This window comes from Saccharothrix carnea, assembly GCF_003014735.1.
Classification (GTDB): Bacteria; Actinomycetota; Actinomycetes; order Mycobacteriales; family Pseudonocardiaceae; genus Actinosynnema; species Actinosynnema carneum.
This window is the reverse complement of the sequence record NZ_PYAX01000001.1, coordinates 875,874-901,433: the sequence shown is the minus strand read 5'-3', so window position 1 is coordinate 901,433 and position 25,560 is coordinate 875,874. Positions and strand designations below refer to the sequence as shown.

Below are 25,560 nucleotides of genomic sequence, written 5' to 3'. Positions count from 1 at the left end.
ACGACTTGCCTACGATGGCAGTTGGTGAAGGCTCGCCATGGCCGTGGTGAGCCCCTGTGGAAGGCGCCCGTCCCCCGGGCGCGTCGCGATGAGGTAATGAGGTCGACCCGGATGGTGCTGTCCCGACTGCTCCGCGCTGGCGAGGGCAAGATGCTCAAGCGCCTGCGCAACATCGCAGCGCACATCAACAACCTCGAAGACGACGTCGTCGACCTCTCCGATGCGGAGCTGCGCGCGAAGACCGAGGAGTTCCGCAAGCGCTACGCCGACGGCGAGTCCCTGGACGAGCTGCTGCCCGAGGCCTTCGCGGTCGTCCGCGAAGGTGCCAAGCGCACGCTCGGCCAGCGACACTTCGACGTCCAGCTGATGGGCGGCGCGGCGCTGCACCTCGGTCAGATCGCCGAGATGCGCACCGGTGAGGGCAAGACGCTGACCTCCGTGCTGCCCGCCTACCTGAACGCCATCGCGGGCGAGGGCGTCCACGTCGTCACCACCAACGACTACCTGGCCAAACGTGACGCGGAGTGGATGGGCCGCATCCACCGCTTCCTCGGCCTGACCGTTGGCGCGATCCTGTCGGAGATGACGCCCGAGCAGCGCCGCGTCGCCTACAACGCCGACATCACCTACGGCACGAACAACGAGTTCGGCTTCGACTACCTGCGCGACAACATGGCCTGGAGCCGTGACGAGATGGTCCAGCGCGGCCACTTCTTCGCGCTGGTCGACGAGGTCGACTCGATCCTGATCGACGAGGCCCGCACGCCGCTGATCATCTCCGGCCCGGCCGACCAGTCGTCGCGCTGGTACGTCGAGTTCGCGCGGCTGGCCACGAAGATGCGCCGCGACACCCACTACGAGGTGGACGAGCGCAAGCGCACGATCGGCGTCACCGAGGCGGGCGTGCAGTACGTCGAGGACCAGCTCGGCATCGACAACCTGTACGACTCGACCAACACCCCGCTGGTCGGCTACTTCCAGAACGCGATCAAGGCCAAGGAGCTGTTCACCAAGGACAAGGACTACATCGTCCGCAACGGTGAGGTCATGATCGTCGACGAGTTCACCGGCCGCGTGCTGGCCGGTCGTCGTTACAACGAGGGCATGCACCAGGCGATCGAGGCCAAGGAAGGCGTCGAGATCAAGGCGGAGAACCAGACGCTCGCCACGATCACGCTGCAGAACTACTTCCGGCTCTACTCGAAGCTCGGCGGCATGACCGGTACCGCCGAGACCGAGGCGGCGGAGTTCCACCAGACCTACAAGCTCGGCGTCGTGCCGATCCCGACGAACCGCCCGATGCAGCGCAAGGACGAGTCCGACCTGGTCTACAAGACCGAGGAGGCCAAGTTCGAGGCGGTCGCCGAGGACATCGCCGAGCGGCACGAGAAGGGCCAGCCGGTGCTGGTCGGCACGACCAGCGTCGAGCGCTCGGAGTACCTGTCGAAGCTGCTCGTGCAGAAGGGCATCCCGCACGAGGTGCTCAACGCCAAGCACCACGAGCGCGAGGCGCTGATCATCGCCAAGGCGGGCCGCAAGGGCGCCGTCACGGTCGCCACGAACATGGCCGGTCGCGGTACCGACATCGTGCTGGGCGGCAACCCGGACATCATCACCGACCACGAGCTGCGCGAACGCGGCCTGGACCCGGTGGAGAACCCGGAGGAGTACGAGGCCGCCTGGGCGAAGCTGATCGAGGAGATCAGCGCCGAGGTCAAGGCCGAGTCCGAAGAGGTCCGCGCGGCGGGCGGCCTGTACGTGCTGGGTACCGAGCGGCACGAGTCGCGGCGCATCGACAACCAGCTGCGCGGTCGTTCCGGTCGTCAGGGCGACCCCGGCGAGTCGCGGTTCTACCTGTCGCTGAAGGACGAGCTGATGCGCCGCTTCAACGCGGCGATGGTCGAGACGGTCATGACCCGGCTGAAGGTGCCGGACGACGTGCCGATCGAGCACAAGATGGTCACCCGGGCCATCCGCAGCGCGCAGACGCAGGTCGAGCAGCAGAACTTCGAGATCCGCAAGAACGTCCTCAAGTACGACGAGGTCATGAACGAGCAGCGCAAGGTGATCTACGCCGAGCGCCGCCGCGTGCTCGACGGCGAGGACCTGCGCGACCAGGTCGAGCACATGATCACCAGCGTGGTCAGCGCGTACGTCGACGGTGCGACCGCGGACGGCTACGCCGAGGACTGGGACCTCGACCAGCTGTGGACGGCGCTCAAGACGCTGTACCCGATCACGCTCGACCCGAAGAAGATCCTCGAAGAGGAAGAGGACATCTCGGCCGAGGCGCTGAGGGCCAAGCTGCAGGCCGACGCCCTGGCCGCGTACGAGGCACGTGAGGCGGACATCGACGGCCGGGTCGGCCCGGGCGCCATGCGTGAACTGGAGCGCCGCGTCCTGCTCTCCGTGCTCGACCGCAAGTGGCGCGAGCACCTGTACGAGATGGACTACCTGAAGGAGGGCATCGGCCTGCGGGCGATGGCCCAGCGCGACCCGCTGATCGAGTACCAGCGGGAAGGCTTCGACATGTTCAACGGCATGCTCGAGGCGCTGAAGGAGGAGACGGTCGGCTTCCTGTTCAACCTGCAGGTCGAAGCCGCCGAGCCGGAGCCCGCCGCCGAACCGCCGGTCCAGGTCTCGATCTCCAACGGCGGCCCGCTGGCCGGCAGCCGAGCCCGGGCCCGCGCCGCCGCCGCGGCTGCCGCGCAGCAGCAGTCGGACGCCAACCAGGCCCCCGCCGGCCCGGCGCTGGCGCAACTGCAGAGCGGCAACGCCATCCCCCCGGCCCTCCGGGGCAAGGGCCTGGACGGCCGCGCCCAGCAGGGCCTGACCTACACGGGCCCGTCGGAAAGCGGCGACGCCGAAACCACCGGCAACACCCCCCAACAGGGCGGCTCCCAGCAGGGCGGCACCCGAAAAGAACGTCGCGCCGCCGCCCGCGCCCAGGCCAAGGGCCAACGCAAGGGCCCCCGCCAGTAACCAAACCCCAACCTGGAACCCACCGGAAGCGGGCCACCGACACCATCGGCGGCCCGCTTCCGCTTTCACCCCCCACCCCGTCCCCTGCGGTCTCCTCGCCCTCCCACCCGCCCCCGGCACCCGAACTCGCGCCCACACCCCGCGCCCGCTCACACCCCCGCGCCCGCCACCGGCCCTCGGCACGCGCTCCTCACTCCGTGGGCCCTCGGTACCCGGCCCTCAAACTCCGGACGCGCCCCCGGCCCCCACACCCGCCGCCTGCCGCCTCGCCGCTCATCTGAGCCGTCTCACGGTCGCCCCGCGCGTGCTCGTGCACGCCACGCCCGACACCTCGCGACTCGACCGGTCTGGGCCCACCCGGCGGTGGACCCAGACCGCCGCCGCAGGCTGCGCCGTGTGGCTCGTCCGGCCGCTACCTCGCGCACCGGACACGCCCGGCGTGGCCCGACCCCAGCGTCCGTCCCCGCGAGCGGTCGCGGTCCGCGTCGCAGCGTGGTCGGGTGGGTTGGTGGGCCCGGTGTGCGTACTCGGGGGTGGCGGGTGTTCCTTTCGTGTCTGTCCTGCGGCGGGAGGGGAGTGTCGGGGTGGGGTGGGCGGGTGGTTTTGGGTAGTCGGGGTGGTTGCGGGGTCCGTCTTGATCAACCGAGGTACGAGAACAGTGTTTCCGTACATTTTTGGGGGAATGTCACTCGATCGTGTTAGTGGGTGGGGCGGGGCTGGGGTGGGTTGGTTGGCCCCGCCCGGGTGGGGTCAGGGGAGCAGGTGGAATTCGGTGCAGTGCCAGCGGGAGCCTCGGCGTTCTACGCGGGCGGCGAAGGCTCGGACTTTGGTTGGCAGGTGGAGGGTGCCGGCCAGTTCCGCGGCGTCCGGTGACACGTGGCACAGGCGGTAGCGGCCCAGCCGGGTTTGGGTCGGGGTGGCGGCTTCGGTCACGGTGGTCAGGGCGCGGGGGGTGAAGGTGGCGGCTAGCTGGCGGGGTGGGCGGCGGCCGCTCAGGGCTTCCACCAGCGGGAACAGGAAGTGGCGGGCGTCCAGCGGGGTGGCGGGCGGTGGTGGGGTGGGGGAGCTCGGTGGTTCCGGGGACGGGTTGTCGGTGGTGGTGGGCTTCGTGGACGACAGGGTGCGGAGTTGAGGTGGCATGCTGAACCGAGGGCGCACAGCCGGGGTTTCGTACCAAGATCACCCGATGGAGGAACGGTGCGGGGACTGGTTCTCGACTTCGGCGGCGTCCTGACGGACCTCGGTGACGACCACGCGGCCACCGAACCGCCCCTGCTCGTGGCCACGCGCCAAGCCCGCCACCAGGGCATCCTCACCGCCATGCTGTCCAACGCCGACTTCCTGTGGCGTCCGCCGGCGGGGTGGGAGGACCTGTTCGACGTCGTCATCACCTCCGGCGAGGTCGGTATGGCCAAACCCGACCGCCGCATCTACCTGCTCGCCGCCGAACGGCTCGGCCTCCCGACCCGCGACTGCGTCTTCGTGGACGACCTCGCGGTCAACGTCAGGGGCGCCGCAGCAGCCGGAATGGTCGGTGTGCACCACCAGTCGGTGCGATCCACGCTCGAGGAACTGGAAATTCTGCTCCAAGTCCCCCTGCGGGGTTAATCGACCACGAACGGCGACCGCGAATACACCTGGGCGGTGAATTGCCGCTCACTCCACCTGCTCCGTACGTTCTGAGCGCTGCCGACGAACATCACGCCTGAACAGCACGACCGCGTGCTGCTGTTCCGCACCCGATGCCGTACGAGGGGCGTGGGTGCGGGACGTCGAGGGCTGGTCGGGACGGCCCGACGGGTACCGCGTCGGGTGGCTGTGGTGAGCCGCCGACCAGCCGGGTCAGGCAGCGCGGGTGTCGGAGCGGCCCTCCGGCACCCGCGCTGCGCAACCAGGACAAGAGCCAGATCTAGGCCGTTCGGCGGCGGACCACCTCGAAGCACAGCACGGCCGCCGCGCTGGCCACGTTCAGCGACTCCACCCCCGCCGCCATCGGGATCGACAGCCACCCGGTCACGTGCGGCCGCACGTCGTCCGAGATGCCCGCCGTCTCACTGCCCAGCACGAACGCCGCCCGCGCCGGCAGCTCCGCCGTGTACACCGACGACCGGGCCTGGGCGTCCAGCGCGAAGACCGGGTACCCGGCCCCCCGCAACTCGGCCACGGCCTCCGCCGCCGTCGCACACCGCAGCACGGGCGCCCGGAACGCGACCCCGGCCGACGCCTTGACCACCATCGGGTCGATCGACGCCACCCCGCGCCGCGGCACGACGATGCCGTCCATCCCGGCCGCCGTCGCCGTGCGCAGGATCATGCCGACGTTCGCCGGCGTGGTGATCCCGTCGAGCACCAGCACACCTCGCGGCCGCTCGGCCAGCCCGACCGAGAGCGGACGCATCCGCGGCGCGACGACGTCCGCCAGCACGCCCTGGTCCTGCTTGCCGTTCCCGGCCAGCACCTTGACCCGCTGCGCGGACGCCCGCTGCACCGCGACGCCGCGCCGACCGGCCGCGTCCAGGATCTCCCGGGCGGCGGCGCCGCGGGCCGTGTCGGCGAGCACGACCTTGTCGACCTCGAGCCGGGGGTCGTCCAACGCCTCCAGCACGGGCTTGCGGCCGTACACGGTGACGAACTTGTCCTTGGGTGACACATCCACGGAGCAAGTGTCCTCTACCCGTTTGGGGCTTGTTTTCCCGCTGTCAATCATGATGATCGTCACATGGCAACGCGCGACGAGGCGCACCGCCTGCTGGCCAGCGGCCGGGAGGCGGACGTCTACCTGCGTCCTGACGGCATGCTGGTCAAACGCAGCCGCACGGGCCGCGACCCGGGCCCCGAGGCCGAGCTGATGCGCTACCTGCGCCGGCACGGCATACCGGTGCCGAGGGTGGCGCACGCCTCGGAGACCGACCTGGTCATGGAGTACGTCCCCGGCCCGCGCATGTCGCAGGAGTTGGACGCCAAGCCGTGGCGCGCGGGCGCGCTGGGCCGTGAGCTGGCCGAGCTGCACGGCAAGCTGGACCGGGTGCCAGCACCGGGGTTCCTCAACGGTGACGGTGGCCTGCTGCACCTCGACCTGCACCCCGGCAACGTCGTGATGGGCCCCGAGGGCGCGGTCGTCGTGGACTGGGGCAGTGCGGGCAAGGGCGAGCGGAAGATCGACGTGGCGCTGAGCTGGCTGGCGATCGCGGTGGCGCCGCTGCGACCGTTCAAGCGGCTCGCCCGGTCGCGGATGGTGCGCGGGTTCCTGTCCGGGGTCGACGTCTCGGTGCGGGTCGAGGCACGGCGCGCGATGCCGGCGGCGGCGGCGATCAGGCTGGCCCGGCACGAGCGCGACGAAGCCGAGGTCAGCGCCGTGCGCAGGCTCGTGCGCGACTGCAGCGACTAGCCTGGACCGCATGCCCGACCGCCTGTCCGCGCTGGACGCCTCGTTCCTGTACCTGGAGGACTCCACGACGCCGATGCACGTCGGTGGGGTGGCGGTGTTCCGGCGGCCGCGCACGGGCTTCGACTACGACCGGCTGGTCGACCTGATCGAGCAGCGGCTGTCGCTGGTGCCCCGGTACCGGCAGAAGGTCGTGCACGTGCCGGGGCGGCTCGCGCGTCCGGTGTGGGTGGACGACGCGGACTTCGACGTCACCTACCACGTGCGGCGGTCGGCGTTGCCGAAACCGGGCAGCGACCAGCAGTTGCACGACCTGGTTGCCCGGCTGATGTCCCGCCCGCTCGACCACACCCGGCCGTTGTGGGAGATCTACCTGGTCGAGGGCCTGGCCCGGAACCGGACCGCGGTGATCACCAAGACGCACCAGGCGATGGTGGACGGCATCGGAGCGCCGGAGATCGGGCAGGTGATGCTGGACGTGTCCGCCACGCCCCGGCCGCCGGTGGAGTCGTTGTGGATGCCGTCGCCGGAGCCGAGCGGGTTGCAGCTGGTGGCCGACGCGGTCGCCGAGGCCGTGCAGCGGCCGGGCGAGGTGGTCGAGAACGTCCGTTCGGCGGCGATGGACACGGTGGCGACGGTGCGGAAGGTCGCCGGGGTGTTCGGCGGGTTGGCGTCCGCGGTGCGGACCGCCGCGACGCCCGCGCCCGGCAGCCCGTTGAACGTGCGGATCTCGCCGCAGCGGCGGTTCGCGGTGGCGCGGACGCGGCTGGACGTGCTGCGCGAGATCCGGCGGGCGCACGGCGGCACGGTCAACGACGGCGTGCTCGCGGTGCTGTCCGGTGCGCTGCGGAACTGGCTGCTGTCTCGCGGCGAGGTCGTCTCGGCGGGGACCACGATCCGGGCGATGACGCCGATGTCGGTGCGCGACGACGAGACCCAGGTGTCGGCGTACCTGGTCGACCTGCCGGTGGGCGAGGCGAACCCGGTCGTGCGGCTGCACCACGTGTCGCACGCGATGCGCGCGCACCAGGAGTCGGGGCAGTCGGTGGCGGCTCAGACGCTGGTGCGGTTCTCCGGCTTCGCGCCGCCGACGTTGCACGCGTTGGGCGCGCGGGCGGCGTCGTCGTTCTCGCGGCGGTTGTTCAACGTCGTGGTGACGAACGTGCCAGGGCCCCAGGTGCCGTTGTACGCGGCGGGGGCGAAGATGATCGAGATGTTCCCGGTCGTGCCGCTGGCGAAGAACCAGGCGTTGTCGATCGGTGTGACGTCTTATGACGGTGGCGTGTACTTCGGGTTGAACGCCGATCGTGACGCGATGTCCGATGTGGACGTGTTGGCGGCGATGGTCGAGGAGTCGGTGGAGGAACTGATGGGAACGGTGTCCGCATGAGGGTGTACCTCCCGGCGACCGTCGCGATGTTGCGCGACTTGGTGGAGAACGGCGAGTTCGTGCCGGTGGGCGGGACGGGGTTCGCCCTGACGCCCGCGTTGCGCGAGTCGTACGCGACCGGTGACGCGGAGGAGCTGGAGTACTCGGCCATGCTCGACGCGGCTCGCGGCTCGCTCCGGTTGATCTCGGGTGACGAGAAGGCCGTGCCGCGACGGGCGGTGGTGTCGGCGGACGTCGAGGACGTGAAGCTGCGGCCGGACCTGGACTTCTCGGTGGTGAAGCTGTCGGGTCCGGTGCCGGTGAAGGCGATCGCCGCGATCCACCTGGACACGCTGGAGGCCGAGGACGACGTGCGTGCGGCGGCGGAGGTCATCGACGCGGCGGACCTGGGTGATCCGGACGCGGAGTTCGCGCTGGGCGGGGCGGAGGATCACGAGCTGGCCTGGTACGCCCCCCAGGAGCTGCCGTTCCTGCTGGAGCTGATGTAGCACCGGGGCGCCTACATGCCCGCCGCGGGCTGCCAGAGCTCGATGCGGTTGCCCTCGGGGTCGACGCACCACCCGAACCGGCCGTACTCGGAGTCCTCGGTCTGCGGCAGCACCTCGACGCCCCGGCTGCGCAGCTGGGCCAGCAGCTCGGTCAGGTCGTCGACCCGGAGGTTGATCATGGCGCGCTGGCCGGGCTCGCCGAAGTAGTCGGTGTCGTTGGCGAACAACGCGAACGTCGTGGTCTCGGCCTCGCCCCAGTGGAACGTGATGGCGCCGCCGTCGCTCATCGGCACGCCGAGGTGCTTGCGGTACCACTCGGCCATCCGGTCGGGGTTGCGGGCGCGCAGGAACACGCCGCCGATGCCAGTCACCTTCGCCACGGCCGGTCACCGTACTACCGCCGGCCGTGGCGAGCCCATGGACGGGGTCACCTCGCCACCCGATCCGGTCAACAAGAGCACGCACCCGGCCGCGTCGCCGTGACGCTCCGCTGCGCCCCACGAACGACCGACGTGTTCTGAGCGTTGAACTCAGGGGTCCTGAACGTACGACTCTCGGGACCTGAACGTACGACTCGCGGGGTTAGTCGTATTCCTCCAGCTTGCCGCGGGAGGAGAGGAGGCGGCGCAGGGAGGCCAGGCGGCCGGGGGAGGCGTCACCCGAGCGGACCAGGTCGTCCAGCATGCAGTCCGGGTCGTCGGGGGCGCCCAGGTGGCCGCAGCCGGACGGGCACTCCTCGGCCATCGCCTTCATGTCCGGGAACGCGCCGACGATGTCGTCCGGCGTGATGTGCGCCAGGCCGAACGACCGGATGCCGGGGGTGTCCACCGCCCACCCGCCCTCGGGCAGGGGCAGCGCCACGGTCTGCGTGGACGTGTGGCGGCCCTTGCCCACACCGCTCACCACGCCCACCGCCCGGTGGGCGTCCGGCACCAGCTTGTTCACCAACGTCGACTTGCCCACGCCCGAGTGCCCGATCAACGCCGACAGCCGGTGCACCAGCCGCGCCCGCAGCTCCTCCGGGTCCTGGTCGGACCGCGTCACGACCACCGGCAGGTCCAGCTCCGCGTACGCGGCGACCAGGTCGTCCGGTGGCGCCAGGTCCGACTTCGTCAGGCACAGCAGCGGTTCCAGCCCGCCCGCGTACGCGGCCACCAGGCAGCGGTCGATGAAACCCCGGCGCGGCTGCGGGTCGGCCAGCGCCGACACGATCACCAGCTGCTCGGCGTTGGCCACCACCACCCGCTCGAACGGGTCCGTGTCGTCCGCCGTGCGCCGCAGCACGCTGCGCCGCTCCTCCACCCGCACGATCCGCGCCAACGTGTCCGGCTGCCCGGACGTGTCGCCCACCAACCCCACCTGGTCACCCACGACGACCGGCGTGCGGCCGAGTTCCCGGGCCCGCATGGCGACGACCAGCCGCGCCGGGTCGGCCGAGAGCGCGCACGTCCACCGCCCCCGGTCCACGCCGACGACCATGGCGGGCACCGCGTCCGCGTGCTCGGGCCTGCGCTTGCTGCGCGGCCGGGTCCCCTTGCCCGGCCGCACCCGCACGTCGGACTCGTCCAACCGCCGCCAGTCGCCGCGTGCCACGTCAGCGCGCCCCCGGCAACGACAGCGCGGCCGCCCACATGCCCGGGAAGTCGGGCAGCGTCTTCGTGGTGCAGCCGATGTCGTCCACCGACACGCCGTCGACGACCAGGCCGATGATCGCGCCCGCGGTGGCCATCCGGTGGTCGGCGTACGCGCGCCACAGCTCGCCGTGCAGCGGCCGGGGCTTGATGATCAAGCCGTCCTCGGTCTCCGACGCGTCGCCGCCGAGCCGGTTGATCTCGGTGACGAGCGCGGCGAGCCGGTCGGTCTCGTGGCCGCGGATGTGCGCGACACCGCGGATCCGCGTCGTCCCCTCGGCCAACGCCGCCAGGGCCGCGATGGTGGGCGTCAGCTCGCTCTCGTCACGCAGGTCCACGTCGATCCCGGTCAACCGCTCCGGCCCGCGCAGCACCAGGCCCGCGTCGGTCAGCGTCACCTCGCACCCCATGCGCTCGAACAAGTCCCGCGCAGCCCCTCCGGGCTGCGTGGTCTCGGCAGGCCAGCCGGGGATCGTCACCTGACCACCGGTCACGGCCGCCGCCGCCAGGAAAGGCGTGGCGTTGGACAGGTCCGGCTCGACGTGCCAGTCGCGGCCCTCGATCGGGCCCGGCTCGACCCGCCACTCGTTCGGCGACGCGTCGTCCACCACGACACCGGCCTGGCGCAGCATCGCCACGGTCATCTCGATGTGCGGCATCGACGGGACCGGCTTTCCGTCGTGCCGGACGGTCACGCCGCTCTCGTACCGCGCACCCGACAGCAGCAGCCCGGACACGAACTGGGACGACGCCGACGCGTCGATGGTGACCTCGCCGCCGGGCACGCCGCCCTTGCCGTGCAGCGTGAACGGCAGCGCGTCGCCCGCCACGTCCGCGCCCAGCGCCCGCAGCGCGGCCAGGATCGTGGTCATCGGCCGGGTCCGCGCGTGCGGGTCGCCGTCGAACGTGATCTCGCCGACCGCGAGCGCGGCGGCCGGCGGCAGGAACCGCATCACGGTGCCCGCCAGGCCGCAGTCGACCTGCGCCGGCCCGCGCAGCTCGTGGGGTGTGACCAGCCAGGACCCGTCCGGCCCGTCCGTGATGTCGACGCCGAGCGACCGCAGCGCGGCGACCATCAGGTTCGTGTCCCGGCTGCGCAGCGGCGCGTGCAGGGTGGACGCGCGGTCGGCCAGGGCGGCGAGCACGAGCGCCCGGTTGGTGATCGACTTGGAGCCGGGCACGGGTACCGTCGCGTCGACCGGGCCGTCGGCGGTGGGAGCGGACCACTGCTGAGTCATGGCTTGATGATTCCGCATCGGGTGGTCGACAGCTCGCACCGGGCTTTCCGACGTGCGACGATTGGTTCCGCCCGAGGGTAATCGGTGGAGAGGTGATCGGTGTGTGCGGCAGGTACGCGTCCACCAAGAACCCGGCGCTGCTCGCGGCGGAGTTCGACGCGGTCGACGGCACCGAGGGCGGCGCGCCCGGCCCGGACTACAACGTCGCGCCGACCAAGCAGGTGCTCGCCGTGGTCGAGCGGCACCCGCGTGACGACGAGGGCAACCCCGACCCGGACACCACCGAGCGCAGCGTCCGCGTGATGCGCTGGGGCCTGGTGCCGCACTGGGCCAAGGACCTGTCCGGCGCCGCCAAGATGATCAACGCGCGGGCGGAGAGCGTGCTGGACAAGCCCGCCTACCGCGACTCGGCGGCCAAGCGGCGGTGCATCGTCCCGGCCGCGGGCTGGTACGAGTGGCAGCCGGGCGAGGGCCGCAAGCAGCCGTACTTCATCAACCCGGGCGACGACTCCAGCATCGCCATGGCCGGCATCTGGTCGGTGTGGTGGCAGCAGGAGGGCGACGAGCGCAAGCCGATCATCACGTGCGCCGTGCTGACCACGGACGCGATCGGCGAGATGACCTCCGTGCACCACCGGATGCCGCTGGTGCTGCCGGAGGACCGTTGGGCGGCGTGGCTCGACCCGGACAACGCCGACCCGAAGAGCCTGCTCCAGCCCGACCTGGACCTGGTGAACGCGCTGGAGCTGCGCCCGGTGTCGATGAAGGTCAACAGCATCAAGAACAACGACCCGTCGTTGATGGAAGCGGTCGCGCTGGGGGAGTCCGAGAAGCCGGAGCCCACCTTGTTCGAGCTGACATGACCTCGCGGGTGGTCGAAACCCCGTACGGCCCCGCGCGGGCCGAGTTGCACTGCGCCTCCGAGAGCCGTGCCGCGCTGCTGCTCGGTCACGGCGCGGGTGGCGGGATCGCCGCGCCCGACCTGGTGGCGGCGACCCGTGCGGCGGTGGACGTCGGCGTGCACGTGGCGCTGGTCGAGCAGCCTTACCGGGTGGCCGGCCGCCGTGCGCCCGCGCCCGCCAAGCAGCTCGACGCGGCGTGGCTGGCGGTGGCCGACGAGCTGGGCGCGACGTGGTTCGACGACCTGCCGCTGCTGTTCGGCGGCAGGTCGTCCGGCGCGCGGGTGGCGTGCCGGACGTCGTCGGAGGGCCAGGCGGTGGCCGTGCTGTGCCTGGCGTTCCCGGTGCACCCGCCGGGCAAGCCGGAGAAGTCCCGGATCGGCGAGCTGGACGGCGTCGAGGTGGCCACGCTGGTCGTGCAGGGCGAGAACGACCCGTTCGGCCGGCCCCAGGCGGCGCACCACCGCGACGTCGTGCTGCTGCCCGGCGACCACAACCTCAAGGCCGACGTGGCCGCCGTGGGCCGTACCGTCAGTGAGTGGCTGGACCGGGTGCTGCGCCCGCTCGAAGTCTGACCACCGGCCTCAGGCCGAGATCGGCGCCACGACCGCCTGCGTGAGCCTGACCAGGTCTTCCGGTGCGATCTCGACCTCGAGCCCGCGCCGTCCGGCCGAGCAGTACACGGTCTCGAAACCCTCCGCCGACGCGTCCACCGCCACCGGCAGCCGCTTCTTCTGCCCCAACGGCGAGATGCCGCCCGCCACGTACCCGGTGGCGCGCTCGGCCGCCGCGACGTCGGCCATCTTCGCCTTCTTCCCGCCCACGGCGGCGGCCAGCGCCTTGAGGTCCAGCTGGCCGGTGACCGGAACCACACCGACCGCCAGCTTGCCGTCCACCTCGGCGACCAGCGTCTTGAACACCCGTTCGGGCGCGATCCCCAACGCCTCCGCCGCCTCCAGCCCGTACGACTCGTGGCGGGGGTCGTGCTCGTACGCGTGCAGCGCGTAGGCCACCTTCTGCTTGTCCAGCAACGCGGTGGCGGGCGTCCCTCGACCGGCCATGATCGCGCACGATAGCCGAGGGAATGCGCGGTGGGGCCGTCGCGTTGCCAGGAGCGTGGCTACCGAGGTGATGGATCAGCAGGTCGGCAGGCAGGTCAAGGCGCGGCCTCCGCGTGGCTCCGCTCACTGCCGACCGGGAGACCGCCGCGTATCCTCGACTGCGTCCCAGACAGTACCGGCCACCGCGCTGACCAGCAGGTGGGAAGGGAGCGCGGTGCCAGCCACGCGAACGCAGGACACGCCGACTGACGAGACAACGGCCGAGCGCGCCGCCAGGTTCGAACGCGACGCGATGCCGATGCTCGACCAGTTGTACTCGGCGGCCCTGCGGATGACCCGCAACCCGGCCGATGCCGAGGACCTGGTCCAGGAGACCTACCTCAAGGCCTACGCGGCGTTCGCGTCCTTCTCGCAGGGCACGAACCTCAAGGCCTGGCTGTACCGCATCCTCACCAACACCTACATCAACGGCTACCGCAAGAAGCAGCGCCAGCCGATCCAGCAGCCCACGGACGAGATCACCGACTGGCAGCTGGCGCAGGCGGAGAGCCACACGTCGACCGGGCTGCGGTCGGCGGAGGTCGAGGCGATGGACCGGCTGCCGGACTCAGACGTCAAGGAAGCCTTGCAGCGACTGCCGGAGGAGTTCCGGATCGCGGTGTACCTCGCGGACGTGGAGGGCTTCGCCTACAAGGAGATCGCAGACATCATGGGCACCCCCATCGGCACCGTGATGTCCCGGTTGCACCGGGGCCGCAGGCAGCTTCGCGACCAGTTGGCGGACACCGCACGCGAGCGCGGCATCATCCGCGACGGCCACCAGGAGGTGGCGGGCCGATGAGCTGCGGCAAACCGCACGAGACGGACTGCTCCGAGGTCCTGTCCGAGGTCTACCTGTTCCTCGACCACGAGTGCGACCAGAAGCGCAAGGAACTGCTCCAGACCCACCTGGAGGAGTGCCACCCGTGCCTGGAGCAGTACGGCATCGAGGAGCACCTGAAGGCGCTGCTGGCCCGCAAGTGCGGCGGCGAGCACGCGCCGGAGGAGCTGCGGCGGCGACTGCGCGCCCGGCTCTACCAGACCGCGGACCAGACGACGGTGGAGGTCGAGGTCACCACGACGGTGACCCGGACCGAGACCTCGAACAGCTGAGCGATCGGGGTCACCCCGGAAGTCGGACGAAGGCACTGGAAAGTCGAAGGCCCCGGAGCGGTTGCTCCGGGGCCTTCGCACGCCGTGAAGACGATCAGGCGTTGGGGCGCTTCCCGTGGTTGGCGCCACCCTTCTTGCGGTCGCGGCGCTTGCGGGCACGCTTCGACATGGGGTTCTCCTAGTGCTCGAACTACCTCGCCCCAGTGTGTCACGCGGTCACCTGGGCACGGCACCGGGCCTGAATCGTGGTTGGATGACCCCGGACGAAGGAGGACCATGGCCGAGGAAATCCGGGCCGAGATCGTGGCGAACGTGGCCCAGATCGCCGTCAAAGAGGGTGACGAGGTCACGCACGAGACCACCGTCGTGGTGCTCGAGAGCATGAAGATGGAGATCCCGGTCCTGCCCGAGGGCGCCGGCCGGATCACCCGCATCGCCGTGTCCCCCGGTGACGTGGTCCAGGAGGGCGACCTCATCGCGGTGGTGGAGTAGCTGTCCACGCTCACCGACCTCCTCGCCGAGCACACCAAGCTCTCCGGCGGCGCCGTCGACCACCTGCAACTGGTGGTCGCGGAGTGGCAGCTGCTGTCCGACCTCAGCTTCGCCGACTTCCTCATGTGGGTGCCGCTGGACGAGACGACGTTCCTGTGCGTCGCCCAGGCACGGCCGACGACCGCGCCCACCGCGCACCCCGAGGACGTCGTCGGCAGCATGGTGGACGTCGAGGAGCACCCCCAGCTGCGCCGGGCCATGACCGAGGCGCGGATCTGCCGCGAGGAGGACCCGCGCTGGCACCTGGGCGTGCCGGTGCGCCGCGAAGCCATCCCGGTCAAGCGGGAGGGCGAGGTCATCGCGGTGCTCAGCCGCAACACGAACCTGGCCGTGCCGCGCGTGCCGAGCCCGTTGGAGATCTCCTACCTCGGCAGTGCCGCCGACCTGTGCCAGATGATCTCGGACGGCACGTTCCCGACCACCGAGCCGTCCCCGGACGTGCACACCAGCCCCCGCGTCGGTGACGGCCTGATCCGGCTGGACGCCTCGGGCGCGGTGGTGTTCGCCAGCCCCAACGCGCTGAGCGCCTACCACCGCATGGGGCACGCGTCCGACCTGGTGGGCGTGCACCTGGCCCCGCTGACCCGGTCCCTCATCGGCGACCCGTTCGACGCCACCGAGGTCGCGCAGCGCATCCGGGCGGCCCTGGACGGCCACCCCTCGATGCGCATCGAAGCCGAGTCGCGTCGCGGTGCGGCGGTCCTGTTCCGCGCCCTGCCGCTGCGCCCCCGCGGCAGCGCGGCGGGCGCGCTGGTGCTGTGCCGGGACGTCACCGAGGTCCGGCGCCGCGACCGCGCCCTGATGTCGAAGGACGCGACGATCCGCGAGATCCACCACCGGGTGAAGAACAACCTGCAGACGGTGGCCGCGCTGCTGCGCCTGCAGAGCCGCCGGACCAGCAGCGAGGAGGCGCGCGAGGCGCTGGCCGAGTCGGTGCGCCGCGTCACGTCCATCGCCCTGGTGCACGAGACGCTGTCCATGTCGGTGGACGAGCGGGTGGACCTGGACGACGTGGTGGACAAGGTCATCCCGATGATGTCGGACGTGGCCGCGACCGAGTCGCAGGTGGTGGTGCGCCGCGAGGGGCCGTTCGGCATCGTGCCCGCCGAGCTGGCGACCCCGCTGGTGATGGTGCTGACCGAACTCGTGCAGAACGCGTTCGAGCACGCCTACGCGGCCGGCCAGCGCGGTGAGGTGGTCGTGCACGCCGAGCGCTCGGCGAAGTGGCTGGACGTGGTGATCTCGGACGACGGCCGCGGCCTGCCGCAGGGCTTCTCGCTGGAGCGCACCGACCGGCTCGGGCTGCAGATCGTCCGGACGCTGGTGGAGTCCGAACTCAGGGGCTCGTTGAGCTTGCGGCGGCGGCCCCGAGGCGGTACAGAGGCGGTCCTGCGCGTACCCCTCAGAGCGCGGCGTTAGACTGCTCCCCGTGCACACGTGACGACCTACCTCAGCGGAGTCACGTGGTCATGCGGGAGGGTGTGCAACACAAGCGAAAGGCCCGACACCTGGCACGGTGTCGGGCCTTTCGTGTGCTTGCTCGAAGGCAGCTCTCAGGCGTTGCTGCGAGCCCGGGTGCGAGCGTTGCGGCGCTTGAGGGCGCGACGCTCGTCTTCGCTCATCCCGCCCCACACGCCGGCGTCCTGGCCGCTCTCGAGCGCCCACGAGAGGCAGTCGGAGACGACGGGGCAGCGGCGGCAGACGGTCTTCGCCTCGGCGATCTGCAGGAGCGCAGGACCGCTGTTCCCCACGGGGAAGAACAGCTCGGGGTCCTCGTCGCGGCAGATCGCGCGGTGGCGCCAGTCCATTGGAACTACTCCTCAGCTAGGCGCGCGCGAAGGCGCGCCACTCGTCAGCGGTCGGTTTTGGGGTGCTTGTGAATGCTTTCACGAACGCCGGGGATGTCAAGGGTTTAGCCCCAACCCGGTGAGTGAACTCACCCGAAAGATCGACTGGGTTCACCTGAGCATTCACGCACTGGTGTCACAGCAGGTCTAAACGTCGCGGATGGATACCGAGCCGGTCACACCACGGTTACACAGCGACCGTGAGCGCGCCGGGCACGCCGGTGAACTCCACCTCGGTGCACGCGCCGAGCAGGTCGCCGTCCACCTGGAGGTTGACGGGCTCGGGACTCGTCACCCGGACGAACTCGACGTCGTCGCGCCGAAGCAGGTTCCCGCCTTTGGGGTTCCCGTCCGTGGCCAAGAGATGCGCGACATAGCGAAGAACTGTCGGCAATCCCATCCCGTGCAGCGCGAACAGGCCGAGACCGCCGTCGAACGAGGTGCTCGGGTTGAGCCGGATCGCCTTGTCGCCGAGGTAGGTCCACGGGTCGGTGTTCGAGATGAAGGCCAACCGCACGTCGTCGAACGGCGGCTCGTCCGGGATGTGCACGGTGAGCGTCGGCGGCTGTCTGCGCTGGGTGAAGTAGCTGGTCAGCGCGGTGCGCGCGTAGAGGGTGGGTGAGGCTTGCCGGCCCCTGGCGCGCTGGTGCTCCACGGCCGCGACCACGTCGGCGTCCCAGCCGACGCCCGCGTTGAAGGTGAACCAGCGGTCGTGGTCCAGGCCCGCGCCGGTCGCCGCGACGTGCCCGACGCTCACCTTGCGGCTGGTGCCGTGCTCGATCGCCTGCAGCAGGCGGTAGGTGGCCTCGACGGGGTCGCGCGGCAGCCCGAGGGCGCCCGCGAACACGTTCGCCGACCCGCCCGGCACGACACCGATCATGGGCAGGCCGGGCTGCGCGCCGTCCCGCAGCACGCCGTTGACGACCTCGTTCACCGTGCCGTCGCCACCGTGGGCCACGACCAGGTCGTACCCGTCCACGACGGCCTGCGCGGCGGCGTTCGCCGCGTGACCGCGGTAGTCCGTCTCGACGATGTCGAGCTTCACATCGCTGGCCAGTGCGTGCGCGAGCACGTCCCGACCGGCAGGCGTGGTTGCCGTCGCCTGCGGGTTGACCACCAGAAGTGCGCGCACCCTTGCAGGGTAAGACAGCGCGTGACCTCGGACAGGTTGCGCGTCACCCGGTAGGAGGGTTGAGAGCGCACTAAAGTGGCCGACATCTCCTTTCCGTGTCGCGTTTCCGCGTCGTCCTGCGTCTCGCGACAAGTGCACCCCGGCCCGACCGCCGGCTCGCCGAAGAGACTGGTGTGATCATCGCCCCTGGGGCGGTCGAACGGGACACGCCAACCGGGTGGCCTACGATCCGTGACGAGTACGCACCGTGAGGAAAGGTCCAGCGTGTCGACCCAGAGCAAGGTGCCGCCGGCGGTCCGCGTCGCCGGTGCGCTGACCGCGTTGCAGGGCTTGACCGGGCTGGCCTTCGCGGTCGCGCTGGTGGTGCGGTCGTTCAGCGCGGAGAAGTCCGGCGAGGTGCTCGGCGAGGCGGCCTACTTCGCCGTGCTGGCGGGTGGCGTGCTCGCCGCCGGGGTCGGCCTGGTGCTCGGCAGGCACTGGGGCCGCACGCCCGCGATCGTCGTCCAGCTCCTCCTCCTGGGTGTCGCCTGGTACATGTACGGGCCGTCCGACCGCCAGCTGTGGGGCTCCCTGCTCGGCGTCTACGCGGTGGGGACGCTGGCGCTGCTGTTCACCAACCCGGTGCGGCGGTGGGCGCTCGGCGTGGATTCGGACGAAGCGGACGCTTAGGGCGTGTATCGAAGTCCACGCTCGATGGCCGGGACTTCGGTGCACGCCCTAGGGCATTCGGCCGCCGACCATCGTCTGGCTGCTCGCCGACGAACGGCGGGTGGCCGGCGTCACTCCGACAGGTGACGCTGTGCGTGGTGAATTCACCACTCCCTGCGTTCGTTGAGGTGACAACTCCATGCGATTCACTCGCGCCCTGTCCGCGGTGGTCGGAGCCACTACCGCACTGCTGTCCGCGATCGCCCTGACCGCGCTCGCACCGACCGCGTCGGCCCAGGAAGCCGGCGGCGTCGAGCCGTACATCATCGGCGGCGGCACGGCCTCCAACGCCCCTTGGGCGGCCCGCCTGTTCCGCAACGGCCAGCAGAACTGCTCGGCCACGATCATCGCGCCGACGTGGGTCCTGACCGCCCAGCACTGCGTGGCGAGCTCCGGCACCTACACGTTCCGCATCGGCAGCCTCGACCAGACCAGCGGCGGCACCGTGGCCACCGCCACCCAGATCATCCAGCACTCGTCCGCGGACCTCGCGCTGGCGCGGCTGGACCGGTCGGTCGCGGGCACGTACGCGCCGCTGGGCACCACCACCGCCGTGGCGGTCGGCCAGACCGTGCAGCTCTACGGCTGGGGTGCGACCTGCACCAACCAGCCGGAGATCAACTGCCAGTCCCGCTACCTGAAGTACGCCAACACGCGCGTGACCTCGGTCAACGGGCGTGACTACCGCGGCGGCGTCGCGATCTCGGTGTCCCGGATCGACGGCATCGCCGCGGGCGGCGACTCGGGTGGCCCGATGTTCGCCACCAGCCCGGTCGACGGCCGCCGCTACCAGGTCGGCGTGGCCTCCACCAGCGACCGCTCCTCGCGGTCGAACTACACCGCCGTCACCCGCTACCGCGACTGGATCCGCTCCTACGCCGGCGTGTGACCCGATCACCCCGGCCGAGGGGGCAGGCATCTCTCCCCCTGCGCCGCCCCTTCGGCCGGGGCACCACGGTTTGAGTTCGGGGCCACTCACCAGTCACAATCACCCTACGTGTTCACATTTGGCGGATGGACACGAACGGAGTAGCCAGATACGGTCTGGCAGGCGTTCACGCCGCTCCGGGTGCAGTCAGGGTGAGGTGCGCAGTGCAGAACCCCCCGAGGTGGGTGTCGACCAACGGTGACGTCGAGCGCCCCAACGTGGCCCGGCTGTACGACTACTACCTCGGCGGCGCGCACAACTTCGCGGTCGACCGCGAGTTCGCCGACCGGTCCATGAGCGAGATCCCGACCGCCGCGATGGTCCAGCACACCCGGTCGTTCCTGCGCCGCGCCGTGCGGCTGTGCGTGGCGCACGGCATCCGCCAGTTCCTCGACCTCGGCTCCGGCATCCCGACCGCGGGCAACGTGCACGAGGTCGCCCAGCAGGCCGATCCGACGTGCCGCGTGGTGTACGTGGACAACGAGCCCGCCACGGTCGCGCACAGCCGCACCATGCTGCGCGACAACGAGGGCGCCGCCATCGCCCAGGCCGACATCCGGGACGTGGCCGCGGTGCTGGACGCACCGGAGGTCCGCGCCCTGCTCGACCTGACCCGGCCGGTCGCCGTGCTGATGGTGGCGATCCTGCCGTACGTCGCCGACGAGGACCGCCCGGCCGAGCTGGTCGGCCGCTACCGCGACGCGATCGCCGAGGGCAGCTACCTGGTGGTCAGCCACCTGACCGCGGACGAGCAGCCCGAGCTGGTGCGCAAGCTGGTCGGCGTGGCCGCGGAGACCGACTCGCCGATCGTGGCGCGGACCAAGGCGGACGTCGAGACCATGCTCGACGGGTTCGACCTGCTCGACCCCGGCCTGGTGCTGGCGACCAGGTGGCGTGGCGAGGGCGAGCCGGCCACCAGTGCCGAGGCGGTGGCCTACGGCGCGGTGGGCGTGAAGCGGCCGAACGGCTGATGTCGCAGGTCGTCGAACCGCCGTATCAGGTTCGGTCGGGAGCGTTCTTCCCGATCTCCGAGAGCAGGCGGGTCTGCTCCTTCAGCACGTCGACCGTGCGGACCACCCAGTCCGCGATCACCTGCTGCTCCTGCGGGCTGTAGCGCGCGGTCAGCTCGCCCATGGCCGCGCCCAGCCCGGCGAAGACCTGCCCGAACGCGCCGGGGACCGCGCTGAGCACCACCCGCCTGCGGTCACCGGGGTCGGGCTCGCGCCGCACCAGGCCCGCGCGTTCGAGCCGGTCGGCGACGCCGGTGACGGCGCCCGGGGTCAGGTTGATCTCCTTGGCCAGCTCGCCCGCCGAGAGCGGGCCCTTGCCGGCGATGAGCGCGAGCGCGCGCTGGTCCACCGCTGTCACGCCCAGCCGTGCGCCCACGGCCTCGTGGAACGCGACCACCGCCGTGCTCAGCTCACGTCCGAAGTCCCGCCCGTCCATGCCGTCACTTTACCGCGCTCGATATTTCAGTACACTGAACTAAAATGTTTGGCGGATGAGGGGGATGGGTGTGGTGACGGAGCTGAGGCTGGCGGCGGAGGTACCGCGGTGGGCCGGGCGGTTCTACCTGCGGCACTGGGCGGTGATCGTCGGGTTGTCGCTCGTGGCGTCCGTGCAGCGGCTGGTGGCGGTGAACTGGGGCCTGCCCGGGGCGCTCGGGTTCGCGTCGGAGGTCGTGGTGCTGGCCGCACGGGTGCTGCTGGTCGTCGTGATCTGGCGGCTGGCGACCCGTGGCGAGCGGGTGAGCTGGGCGAACGCGCGGTCGTTCGCGACGCGGCACTGGCCGAGCCTGCTGTGGCAGGGCGCGCTGCTGTCGGTGGCGTTCCTGGTCTTCGACGTGGGGGCGGAGCAGGTGGTCGGCGGGCTGCTGCCGGAGAGCGCGCGGCAGACCTACCTGGCCGTGCTGCTGTTCGTGAAGAACCCGACCGTGATCGCGTTCACGTTCGTGTGGTGGGTGGGGTTGGTCCGGCAGGCCGCCGTCAGTCGCCCCGTCCCAGTCGGGTGAGGTCGTCGTCGGTCAGGCGGAAGACGGTCCACTCGTCCATCGGCGTCGCGCCGAGCGACTTGTAGAAGCCGATAGCGGGCGCGTTCCAGTCGAGCACCCACCACTCCAGCCGCGCGTAACCGCGGGCGACGCACTCCTGGGCGAGGGCTTGCAGGAGCGCCCGACCGAGGCCGCTCTTGCGCTGGTCCGGCTGGACGTAGAGGTCTTCGAGGTAGATGCCGTGCGTGCCGCGCCAGGTGGAGAAGTTGAGGAACCACAGGGCCGTGCCGACGACCTGACCGTCCACTTCGGCCACGTGGCCGAACAGGGCGGGCGAGGGGCGGAACAGCGCGTCGTGCAGCTGCTCGGCGGTCAGGTGGCACTCGTGCCGGGCGCGTTCGTACTCGGCCAGCTCCTCGACCAGCCCGACGACGGCGGGCACGTCCTCCTCGCGGATGCGCCTGATCCGGGGGTCAGTCAACGTCGACCTCCCAGGCCGGGACGTTCAGCCGGCGGACCTGCGGGTCGCCGCGCTCGTCGCCGAGCACCGTCGTACCGGCCGGGTCCAGTCCGAAGTGGACACCCTCGCTCGGCGGCAGGTTGAGCCAGGTGGCGATGAGCACGCGGCTGAAGTGCCCGTGCCCGACCAGCACCACGTCACCGCCGGTCAACGCCTGCCGCGCGCGGTCGAGCACCTTGGCGGCGCGGGCGGCGACCTCGTCGTGCGTCTCGCCGCCGGGCACGGCGTGGGTCCAGACCGTCCAGCCGGGGTCGGTCTCCCGGATCTGGGGCGTGGTCAGGCCCTCGTAGTCGCCGTAGTCCCACTCGGCGAGCTCCTCGGTGCGCTCCACGTCGTGCAGCCCGGCCAGCTCGGCCGTCCGCCAAGCCCGCTGCCGGGGACTCGCCAGCACCAGGGCGGGCGGCAGGTCGGTGGCGCGCAGCCGGGCCAGCACGGCCCCCGCGCGCCGGGCCTGCTGCACCCCGGTCTCGGTGAGGGGGACGTCGGTCAGCCCGGTGTGCCGCCCGCTCTCGGACCACTCGGTTTGACCGTGCCGGAGCAGGTAGACGTGTGAGGTCACGGCTCGCAGCTTACGGAGGTCCGCCTCGCCTGGGGCCGTAGGGCGCGCGAAGGTGACCGTGAACGCAGAACGGCGCCGGCCGGTGGAAAGGACTTCCGCCGGTCAGCGCCGTGTGCCGCAAGTGATCAGGCCGCGGCCTTGGTCTCCCAGAAGATCTTGTCGATCTGGGCGATCAGGTCGAGCAGCTCCTGGCCCTTGGCCGGGTCCATGGAGCCCTTCGCGCCCGACGCGCCCGCCGCCTTCGTCGCCCGGTTGAACAGGTCGTGCAGCTCCGGGTACTTCTCGAAGTGCGGCGGCTTGAAGTAGTCGGTCCACAGCACCCACAGGTGGTGCTTGACGAGCTCCGACCGCTGCTCCTTGATCAGGATGGCACGGGCGCGGAACTCCGGGTCCTCGTTCGCCTGGTACTTCTCCTGAATCGCCTTGACCGACTCGGCCTCGATCCGGGCCTGGGCCGGGTCGTAAACACCGCACGGGAGGTCGCAGTGCGCGGTGGCCTCCAGGAGCGGGCGGCGGAGTGAACGGATGCGCGACAGAAGTCGCATCTTTCCTCCCTGACAGTGGATGCTCCGACGTGACGAACCCTACTCCGGGGCCTCGGCGCGAGCAGGTGGAGGTGATCGTTGGCACGGCCGGAAGCCAACCCGTTGCCGCTGGTTCGGGTGGTCGGACCCTCGATGGTGCCCACCCTGAGGACGGGCGACGTGGTGTGGGTCAAGTACGGGAAACCGCCGGCGGCGGGCGATCTTGTGCTGGTCAGGTGGGCGGCGCGGCCCGGGCAGCTGTCCGTGAAGCGGGCCGTCCGGCGCGACGGGACCGGCTGGCACGTGGAGGGCGACAACCCGTTCGCCTCCACCGACTCACGGACGCTCGGCGCCGCCGAGGTGGTCGGCGTGGTCCGGGCCCGGCTCTGGCCGAGGCCGCGACCGCTCCGCCGGCGGCCGGCCGCGAAGGGCTGAGCCGCCGGTCGGAGCACGACTCACGAACGCAGCTTCGCGTACCAGGCCACGCACTCGTCGTACGACGGCAGCAGGCCGGCGTCACGTGCCTCGTCGAGCGTCGGCGCGGCGGCGTCCTTCGGCGACAGCACCGGCGCCACGTCGGCCGGCCACGGCAGGTCCATCGACAACGGGTGCAGGCCGCGCTCGGCCTTCGGGTTGAACCCCTCCGAGCACAGGTACGACGCGACCGTGCCGTCTTCCAGTGCCATCAGCGCGTGCCCCAGCCCCTCGGGCAGGTACACGGAGTTGAACACCTCCTCCGACAGCTCCACCGCGTCCCACTCGCCGAACGTCGGCGAACCGACGCGCACGTCCACCACGACGTCGAGCATCCGCCCGCGTGGGCAGTGCACGTACTTGGACTGCCCCGGCGGGGTGTCGGCGTAGTGGATGCCGCGCACGACTCCGCGCTTGGACTCGCTGTGGTTGGTCTGGGCGACCTTGAGCGGGTGCCCGACGGCTTCGGTGAACACCGCTTCCTGGTACGGCGCGACGAACAAACCGCGGTCATCGGGGAACACCGAAGGGGTGAACTCGAAAGCGCCGGAAATTTTCAACTCACGTACCTGCATGGCGCACACCCTAGAACGCGCCGGCTCTTGACCGATCCTGCCTGCGGAAACTGACCGGTCGGTCCAGAAAACCGGACGTACGTTCTGTGGCACTACCTCTGACCTGCGGAAAAACTGTGATCCCCGCCGCAGACAGCAGCCGGTGACACTGCCATGCTTGCCCGCACACCGCCCCGAGAGAGCCGTCCGACAGACCGTGTGGACGACCGCAGACAGGCCCCGTCGACCCGCGTGACAACGCCGGTCCCGGTGCGCCGCAGGTTATCGCGCACCGCAGGAGGACTTCCTTGACCGCAGTCAACGACCAGCCCCAGATGACCACCGAATTGAGCGACGAGGAAATCTTCCGCGCGCACGAAGGCGGAAAGCTGGCCGTGGGCGCGACCGCGTCACTGGCGGACCCGCGCGCCCTCTCCATCGCCTACACGCCGGGCGTGGCGCGGGTGAGCCGGGCGATCGCGGCGGACCCGGCCCTGGCCGCCAAGTACACGTGGGCGCACCGCCTGGTCGCCGTGGTCAGCGACGGCACGGCCGTGCTCGGCCTCGGCGACATCGGCCCGAGCGCGTCGCTGCCGGTCATGGAGGGCAAGGCGGCGCTGTTCAAGACGTTCGGCGGCCTCGACTCCATCCCGCTGGTGCTGGACACCACGGACGTGGACGAGATCGTGGAGACGCTGGTCCGGCTGCGCCCGTCGTTCGGCGCGGTCAACCTGGAGGACGTCGCCGCGCCGCGCTGCTTCGAGCTGGAGGCCCGGCTGATCGAGGCGTTGGACGTGCCGGTCATGCACGACGACCAGCACGGCACCGCGGTCGTGGTGCTGGCCGCCCTGCGCGGCGCGAACACCGTGCTGGGCAAGGACGTGGCGAACCAGCGCGTGGTCATCTCCGGCGCGGGCGCGGCCGGGGTGGCGTGCGCGAAGATCCTGCTGGCCGCGGGCATCGGCGAGGTCACCGTGGTCGACTCGCGCGGCATCGTGCACGTCGGCCGGGACGGGTTGAACCCGGTGAAGGCGCAGCTGGCCGAGGTCACCAACGCCAGTGGCCTGCGCGGCGGCATCGCCGAGGCCCTGCGCGGCGCGGACGTGTTCGTCGGCGTCTCCTCGTCGCAGGTGCCCGAGGAGCTGATCGCGAGCATGGCCGAGGACTCGATCGTGTTCGCGCTGTCCAACCCCGACCCCGAGGTGCACCCGGACGTGGCCGGGCGGCACGCCGCCGTGGTCGCCACCGGTCGCAGCGACTTCCCCAACCAGATCAACAACGTGCTCGCGTTCCCCGGCATCTTCCGCGGCGCGCTGGACGCGGGCGCGAAGAGGATCACCGAGGGCATGAAGCTCGCCGCCGCGGAGGCCATCGCCGCGGTCGCCGCGGACGACCTCTCGGTCGACCGGATCGTGCCGAGCGCCCTCGACCCGCGGGTCGGCCCGGAAGTGGCCGCCGCCGTGGCCTTGGCAGCCCGCGAAGACGGAGTAGCCTGACTCCAAGTCGGAGTTGGGAGAGCTCCGGCCGCATCCGTCCGTACCCGTCG

General features: G+C 71.1%; 31 protein-coding genes. 17 read left to right on the top strand and 14 right to left on the bottom strand.

The window, feature by feature from the left end:
• Positions 1–111 precede the first annotated feature (111 nt).
• A complete protein-coding gene (gene secA, locus B0I31_RS04325) occupies positions 112–2,982 on the top strand; it encodes a preprotein translocase subunit SecA (RefSeq protein WP_106613918.1) in 2,871 nt (956 codons plus the stop codon).
• Between the two features lie 750 nt (positions 2,983–3,732).
• Here the strand turns inward: secA and B0I31_RS39870 are convergent.
• Positions 3,733–4,122, bottom strand: a complete 390-nt coding sequence (locus tag B0I31_RS39870; RefSeq protein ID WP_146173719.1) for an Rv3235 family protein — start codon at positions 4,120–4,122, stop codon at positions 3,733–3,735.
• 57 nt (positions 4,123–4,179) lie between these two features.
• On the opposite strand from B0I31_RS39870, the gene B0I31_RS04320 reads away from it, so the two are divergent.
• Positions 4,180–4,590, top strand: a complete 411-nt coding sequence (locus B0I31_RS04320; RefSeq protein WP_106613917.1) for an HAD-IA family hydrolase — start codon at positions 4,180–4,182, stop codon at positions 4,588–4,590.
• A gap of 301 nt (positions 4,591–4,891) precedes the next feature.
• On the opposite strand, the gene B0I31_RS04315 is transcribed toward B0I31_RS04320, so the two are convergent.
• The gene (locus B0I31_RS04315) at positions 4,892–5,638 is read right to left on the bottom strand and encodes a TrmH family RNA methyltransferase (RefSeq protein ID WP_425444344.1); all 747 of its coding nucleotides are present in this window, start codon (positions 5,636–5,638) and stop codon (positions 4,892–4,894) included.
• 63 nt (positions 5,639–5,701) lie between these two features.
• On the opposite strand from B0I31_RS04315, the gene B0I31_RS04310 reads away from it, so the two are divergent.
• Genes B0I31_RS04310 through B0I31_RS04300 form a run of 3 tightly spaced genes read left to right on the top strand, consistent with a single transcriptional unit; the run spans position 5,702 to position 8,245 of the window.
• On the top strand, positions 5,702–6,370 hold the full coding sequence (locus B0I31_RS04310) for a phosphotransferase (RefSeq protein WP_106613916.1): 669 nt from the start codon (positions 5,702–5,704) through the stop codon (positions 6,368–6,370).
• A gap of 10 nt (positions 6,371–6,380) precedes the next feature.
• A complete protein-coding gene (locus tag B0I31_RS04305; protein ID WP_106613915.1) occupies positions 6,381–7,757 on the top strand; it encodes a WS/DGAT/MGAT family O-acyltransferase in 1,377 nt (458 codons plus the stop codon).
• The gene (locus B0I31_RS04300) at positions 7,754–8,245 is read left to right on the top strand and encodes a DUF6912 family protein (RefSeq protein WP_106613914.1); all 492 of its coding nucleotides are present in this window, start codon (positions 7,754–7,756) and stop codon (positions 8,243–8,245) included. The genes B0I31_RS04305 and B0I31_RS04300 overlap by 4 nt, the downstream gene beginning before the upstream one ends.
• 11 nt (positions 8,246–8,256) lie before the next feature.
• On the opposite strand, the gene B0I31_RS04295 is transcribed toward B0I31_RS04300, so the two are convergent.
• The 3 genes from B0I31_RS04295 to aroA form a co-directional block, all read right to left on the bottom strand.
• The gene (locus tag B0I31_RS04295) at positions 8,257–8,625 is read right to left on the bottom strand and encodes a VOC family protein (protein ID WP_181319972.1); all 369 of its coding nucleotides are present in this window, start codon (positions 8,623–8,625) and stop codon (positions 8,257–8,259) included.
• Between the two features lie 202 nt (positions 8,626–8,827).
• Positions 8,828–9,838: a ribosome small subunit-dependent GTPase A gene (gene rsgA, locus B0I31_RS04290; protein ID WP_106613913.1), complete on the bottom strand. Its 1,011-nt coding sequence runs from the start codon at positions 9,836–9,838 to the stop codon at positions 8,828–8,830.
• A gap of 1 nt (position 9,839) precedes the next feature.
• The gene (gene aroA / locus B0I31_RS04285; protein WP_106613912.1) at positions 9,840–11,114 is read right to left on the bottom strand and encodes a 3-phosphoshikimate 1-carboxyvinyltransferase; all 1,275 of its coding nucleotides are present in this window, start codon (positions 11,112–11,114) and stop codon (positions 9,840–9,842) included.
• 101 nt (positions 11,115–11,215) lie between these two features.
• Here aroA and B0I31_RS04280 point away from each other — a divergent pair, with 101 nt between their 5' ends.
• Positions 11,216–11,977: an SOS response-associated peptidase gene (locus B0I31_RS04280; RefSeq protein WP_106614043.1), complete on the top strand. Its 762-nt coding sequence runs from the start codon at positions 11,216–11,218 to the stop codon at positions 11,975–11,977.
• Entirely contained in the window at positions 11,974–12,588 is a 615-nt protein-coding gene (locus tag B0I31_RS04275) for an alpha/beta hydrolase family protein (protein WP_106613911.1), read from the top strand. The genes B0I31_RS04280 and B0I31_RS04275 overlap by 4 nt, the downstream gene beginning before the upstream one ends.
• Before the next feature lie 9 nt (positions 12,589–12,597).
• On the opposite strand, the gene ybaK is transcribed toward B0I31_RS04275, so the two are convergent.
• Positions 12,598–13,074 carry a Cys-tRNA(Pro) deacylase gene (gene ybaK, locus B0I31_RS04270; RefSeq protein WP_106613910.1) on the bottom strand — a complete coding sequence of 159 codons (477 nt, stop codon included), beginning with the start codon at positions 13,072–13,074 and terminating at the stop codon, positions 12,598–12,600.
• 214 nt (positions 13,075–13,288) lie between these two features.
• Here ybaK and B0I31_RS04265 point away from each other — a divergent pair, with 214 nt between their 5' ends.
• Positions 13,289–13,915 (top strand): sigma-70 family RNA polymerase sigma factor, encoded by a 627-nt coding sequence (locus B0I31_RS04265; protein WP_106613909.1) that lies wholly within the window; start codon positions 13,289–13,291, stop codon positions 13,913–13,915.
• Positions 13,912–14,226 (top strand): mycothiol system anti-sigma-R factor, encoded by a 315-nt coding sequence (gene rsrA, locus B0I31_RS04260; protein WP_073891342.1) that lies wholly within the window; start codon positions 13,912–13,914, stop codon positions 14,224–14,226. Before B0I31_RS04265 ends, rsrA begins: the two co-directional genes overlap by 4 nt.
• A 94-nt stretch (positions 14,227–14,320) precedes the next feature.
• Here rsrA and B0I31_RS43040 read toward each other — a convergent pair whose 3' ends face one another.
• Entirely contained in the window at positions 14,321–14,395 is a 75-nt protein-coding gene (locus B0I31_RS43040; RefSeq protein WP_096498094.1) for a 50S ribosomal protein bL37, read from the bottom strand.
• A gap of 107 nt (positions 14,396–14,502) precedes the next feature.
• On the opposite strand from B0I31_RS43040, the gene B0I31_RS04250 reads away from it, so the two are divergent.
• Both B0I31_RS04250 and B0I31_RS04245 read left to right on the top strand, forming a co-directional pair.
• Complete coding sequence (locus B0I31_RS04250; protein ID WP_106613908.1) at positions 14,503–14,718, top strand: biotin/lipoyl-binding carrier protein; 216 nt, start codon at positions 14,503–14,505, stop codon at positions 14,716–14,718.
• Positions 14,719–16,197 (top strand): PAS domain-containing sensor histidine kinase, encoded by a 1,479-nt coding sequence (locus B0I31_RS04245; RefSeq protein ID WP_106613907.1) that lies wholly within the window; start codon positions 14,719–14,721, stop codon positions 16,195–16,197.
• Between the two features lie 134 nt (positions 16,198–16,331).
• On the opposite strand, the gene B0I31_RS04240 is transcribed toward B0I31_RS04245, so the two are convergent.
• Positions 16,332–16,586, bottom strand: coding sequence for a WhiB family transcriptional regulator (locus B0I31_RS04240; RefSeq protein WP_053719541.1), 255 nt, complete (start codon positions 16,584–16,586; stop codon positions 16,332–16,334).
• A gap of 226 nt (positions 16,587–16,812) precedes the next feature.
• Complete coding sequence (locus B0I31_RS04235; protein ID WP_106613906.1) at positions 16,813–17,757, bottom strand: diacylglycerol/lipid kinase family protein; 945 nt, start codon at positions 17,755–17,757, stop codon at positions 16,813–16,815.
• Positions 17,758–18,021: 264 nt separating this feature from the next.
• Between B0I31_RS04235 and B0I31_RS04230 the strand changes: the two genes are divergently transcribed.
• From B0I31_RS04230 to B0I31_RS04220, 3 genes are all read left to right on the top strand, one after another.
• Entirely contained in the window at positions 18,022–18,426 is a 405-nt protein-coding gene (locus B0I31_RS04230) for a hypothetical protein (RefSeq protein ID WP_245949646.1), read from the top strand.
• A gap of 178 nt (positions 18,427–18,604) precedes the next feature.
• Positions 18,605–19,354, top strand: a complete 750-nt coding sequence (locus B0I31_RS04225; protein WP_106613904.1) for a S1 family peptidase — start codon at positions 18,605–18,607, stop codon at positions 19,352–19,354.
• A gap of 203 nt (positions 19,355–19,557) precedes the next feature.
• Positions 19,558–20,364 carry an SAM-dependent methyltransferase gene (locus tag B0I31_RS04220; protein WP_245949644.1) on the top strand — a complete coding sequence of 269 codons (807 nt, stop codon included), beginning with the start codon at positions 19,558–19,560 and terminating at the stop codon, positions 20,362–20,364.
• A 25-nt stretch (positions 20,365–20,389) separates the two neighbouring features.
• Here B0I31_RS04220 and B0I31_RS04215 read toward each other — a convergent pair whose 3' ends face one another.
• Complete coding sequence (locus B0I31_RS04215) at positions 20,390–20,839, bottom strand: MarR family winged helix-turn-helix transcriptional regulator (protein ID WP_106613902.1); 450 nt, start codon at positions 20,837–20,839, stop codon at positions 20,390–20,392.
• Positions 20,840–20,894: 55 nt separating this feature from the next.
• Here B0I31_RS04215 and B0I31_RS04210 point away from each other — a divergent pair, with 55 nt between their 5' ends.
• Positions 20,895–21,404 carry a hypothetical protein gene (locus B0I31_RS04210; protein WP_106613901.1) on the top strand — a complete coding sequence of 170 codons (510 nt, stop codon included), beginning with the start codon at positions 20,895–20,897 and terminating at the stop codon, positions 21,402–21,404.
• On the opposite strand, the gene B0I31_RS04205 is transcribed toward B0I31_RS04210, so the two are convergent.
• From B0I31_RS04205 to sodN, 3 genes are all read right to left on the bottom strand, one after another.
• The gene (locus B0I31_RS04205; RefSeq protein ID WP_106613900.1) at positions 21,379–21,864 is read right to left on the bottom strand and encodes a GNAT family N-acetyltransferase; all 486 of its coding nucleotides are present in this window, start codon (positions 21,862–21,864) and stop codon (positions 21,379–21,381) included. The genes B0I31_RS04210 and B0I31_RS04205 overlap by 26 nt on opposite strands.
• Positions 21,857–22,462 (bottom strand): histidine phosphatase family protein, encoded by a 606-nt coding sequence (locus B0I31_RS04200; protein ID WP_106613899.1) that lies wholly within the window; start codon positions 22,460–22,462, stop codon positions 21,857–21,859. Before B0I31_RS04200 ends, B0I31_RS04205 begins: the two co-directional genes overlap by 8 nt.
• A 125-nt stretch (positions 22,463–22,587) precedes the next feature.
• On the bottom strand, positions 22,588–23,007 hold the full coding sequence (gene sodN / locus B0I31_RS04195; protein ID WP_073891370.1) for a superoxide dismutase, Ni: 420 nt from the start codon (positions 23,005–23,007) through the stop codon (positions 22,588–22,590).
• A gap of 78 nt (positions 23,008–23,085) precedes the next feature.
• On the opposite strand from sodN, the gene B0I31_RS04190 reads away from it, so the two are divergent.
• On the top strand, positions 23,086–23,421 hold the full coding sequence (locus tag B0I31_RS04190) for a S24/S26 family peptidase (protein WP_281262269.1): 336 nt from the start codon (positions 23,086–23,088) through the stop codon (positions 23,419–23,421).
• A 20-nt stretch (positions 23,422–23,441) separates the two neighbouring features.
• Here B0I31_RS04190 and B0I31_RS04185 read toward each other — a convergent pair whose 3' ends face one another.
• Entirely contained in the window at positions 23,442–24,035 is a 594-nt protein-coding gene (locus B0I31_RS04185; protein ID WP_106613898.1) for a dTDP-4-dehydrorhamnose 3,5-epimerase family protein, read from the bottom strand.
• Positions 24,036–24,349: 314 nt separating this feature from the next.
• On the opposite strand from B0I31_RS04185, the gene B0I31_RS04180 reads away from it, so the two are divergent.
• Positions 24,350–25,510: an NAD(P)-dependent malic enzyme gene (locus B0I31_RS04180; protein ID WP_106613897.1), complete on the top strand. Its 1,161-nt coding sequence runs from the start codon at positions 24,350–24,352 to the stop codon at positions 25,508–25,510.
• Positions 25,511–25,560: the final 50 nt, after the last annotated feature.

What these genes read in the sequence shown, in the direction of transcription:
- sodN (WP_073891370.1), bottom strand. Translation starts at nt 23,007, where the DNA reads ATGCGACTTCTGTCGCGCATCCGTTCACTCCGCCGCCCGCTCCTGGAG.
- ybaK (WP_106613910.1), bottom strand. Translation starts at nt 13,074, where the DNA reads ATGGCCGGTCGAGGGACGCCCGCCACCGCGTTGCTGGACAAGCAGAAG.
- B0I31_RS04185 (WP_106613898.1), bottom strand. Translation starts at nt 24,035, where the DNA reads ATGCAGGTACGTGAGTTGAAAATTTCCGGCGCTTTCGAGTTCACCCCT.
- B0I31_RS04210 (WP_106613901.1), top strand. Translation starts at nt 20,895, where the DNA reads ATGAGGGGGATGGGTGTGGTGACGGAGCTGAGGCTGGCGGCGGAGGTA.
- B0I31_RS04300 (WP_106613914.1), top strand. Translation starts at nt 7,754, where the DNA reads ATGAGGGTGTACCTCCCGGCGACCGTCGCGATGTTGCGCGACTTGGTG.
- B0I31_RS04250 (WP_106613908.1), top strand. Translation starts at nt 14,503, where the DNA reads ATGGCCGAGGAAATCCGGGCCGAGATCGTGGCGAACGTGGCCCAGATC.
- B0I31_RS04305 (WP_106613915.1), top strand. Translation starts at nt 6,381, where the DNA reads ATGCCCGACCGCCTGTCCGCGCTGGACGCCTCGTTCCTGTACCTGGAG.
- B0I31_RS04215 (WP_106613902.1), bottom strand. Translation starts at nt 20,839, where the DNA reads ATGGACGGGCGGGACTTCGGACGTGAGCTGAGCACGGCGGTGGTCGCG.
- B0I31_RS04275 (WP_106613911.1), top strand. Translation starts at nt 11,974, where the DNA reads ATGACCTCGCGGGTGGTCGAAACCCCGTACGGCCCCGCGCGGGCCGAG.
- B0I31_RS04225 (WP_106613904.1), top strand. Translation starts at nt 18,605, where the DNA reads ATGCGATTCACTCGCGCCCTGTCCGCGGTGGTCGGAGCCACTACCGCA.
- B0I31_RS39870 (WP_146173719.1), bottom strand. Translation starts at nt 4,122, where the DNA reads ATGCCACCTCAACTCCGCACCCTGTCGTCCACGAAGCCCACCACCACC.
- B0I31_RS04310 (WP_106613916.1), top strand. Translation starts at nt 5,702, where the DNA reads ATGGCAACGCGCGACGAGGCGCACCGCCTGCTGGCCAGCGGCCGGGAG.
- rsrA (WP_073891342.1), top strand. Translation starts at nt 13,912, where the DNA reads ATGAGCTGCGGCAAACCGCACGAGACGGACTGCTCCGAGGTCCTGTCC.
- secA (WP_106613918.1), top strand. Translation starts at nt 112, where the DNA reads ATGGTGCTGTCCCGACTGCTCCGCGCTGGCGAGGGCAAGATGCTCAAG.
- B0I31_RS04240 (WP_053719541.1), bottom strand. Translation starts at nt 16,586, where the DNA reads ATGGACTGGCGCCACCGCGCGATCTGCCGCGACGAGGACCCCGAGCTG.
- B0I31_RS04180 (WP_106613897.1), top strand. Translation starts at nt 24,350, where the DNA reads ATGACCACCGAATTGAGCGACGAGGAAATCTTCCGCGCGCACGAAGGC.
- aroA (WP_106613912.1), bottom strand. Translation starts at nt 11,114, where the DNA reads ATGACTCAGCAGTGGTCCGCTCCCACCGCCGACGGCCCGGTCGACGCG.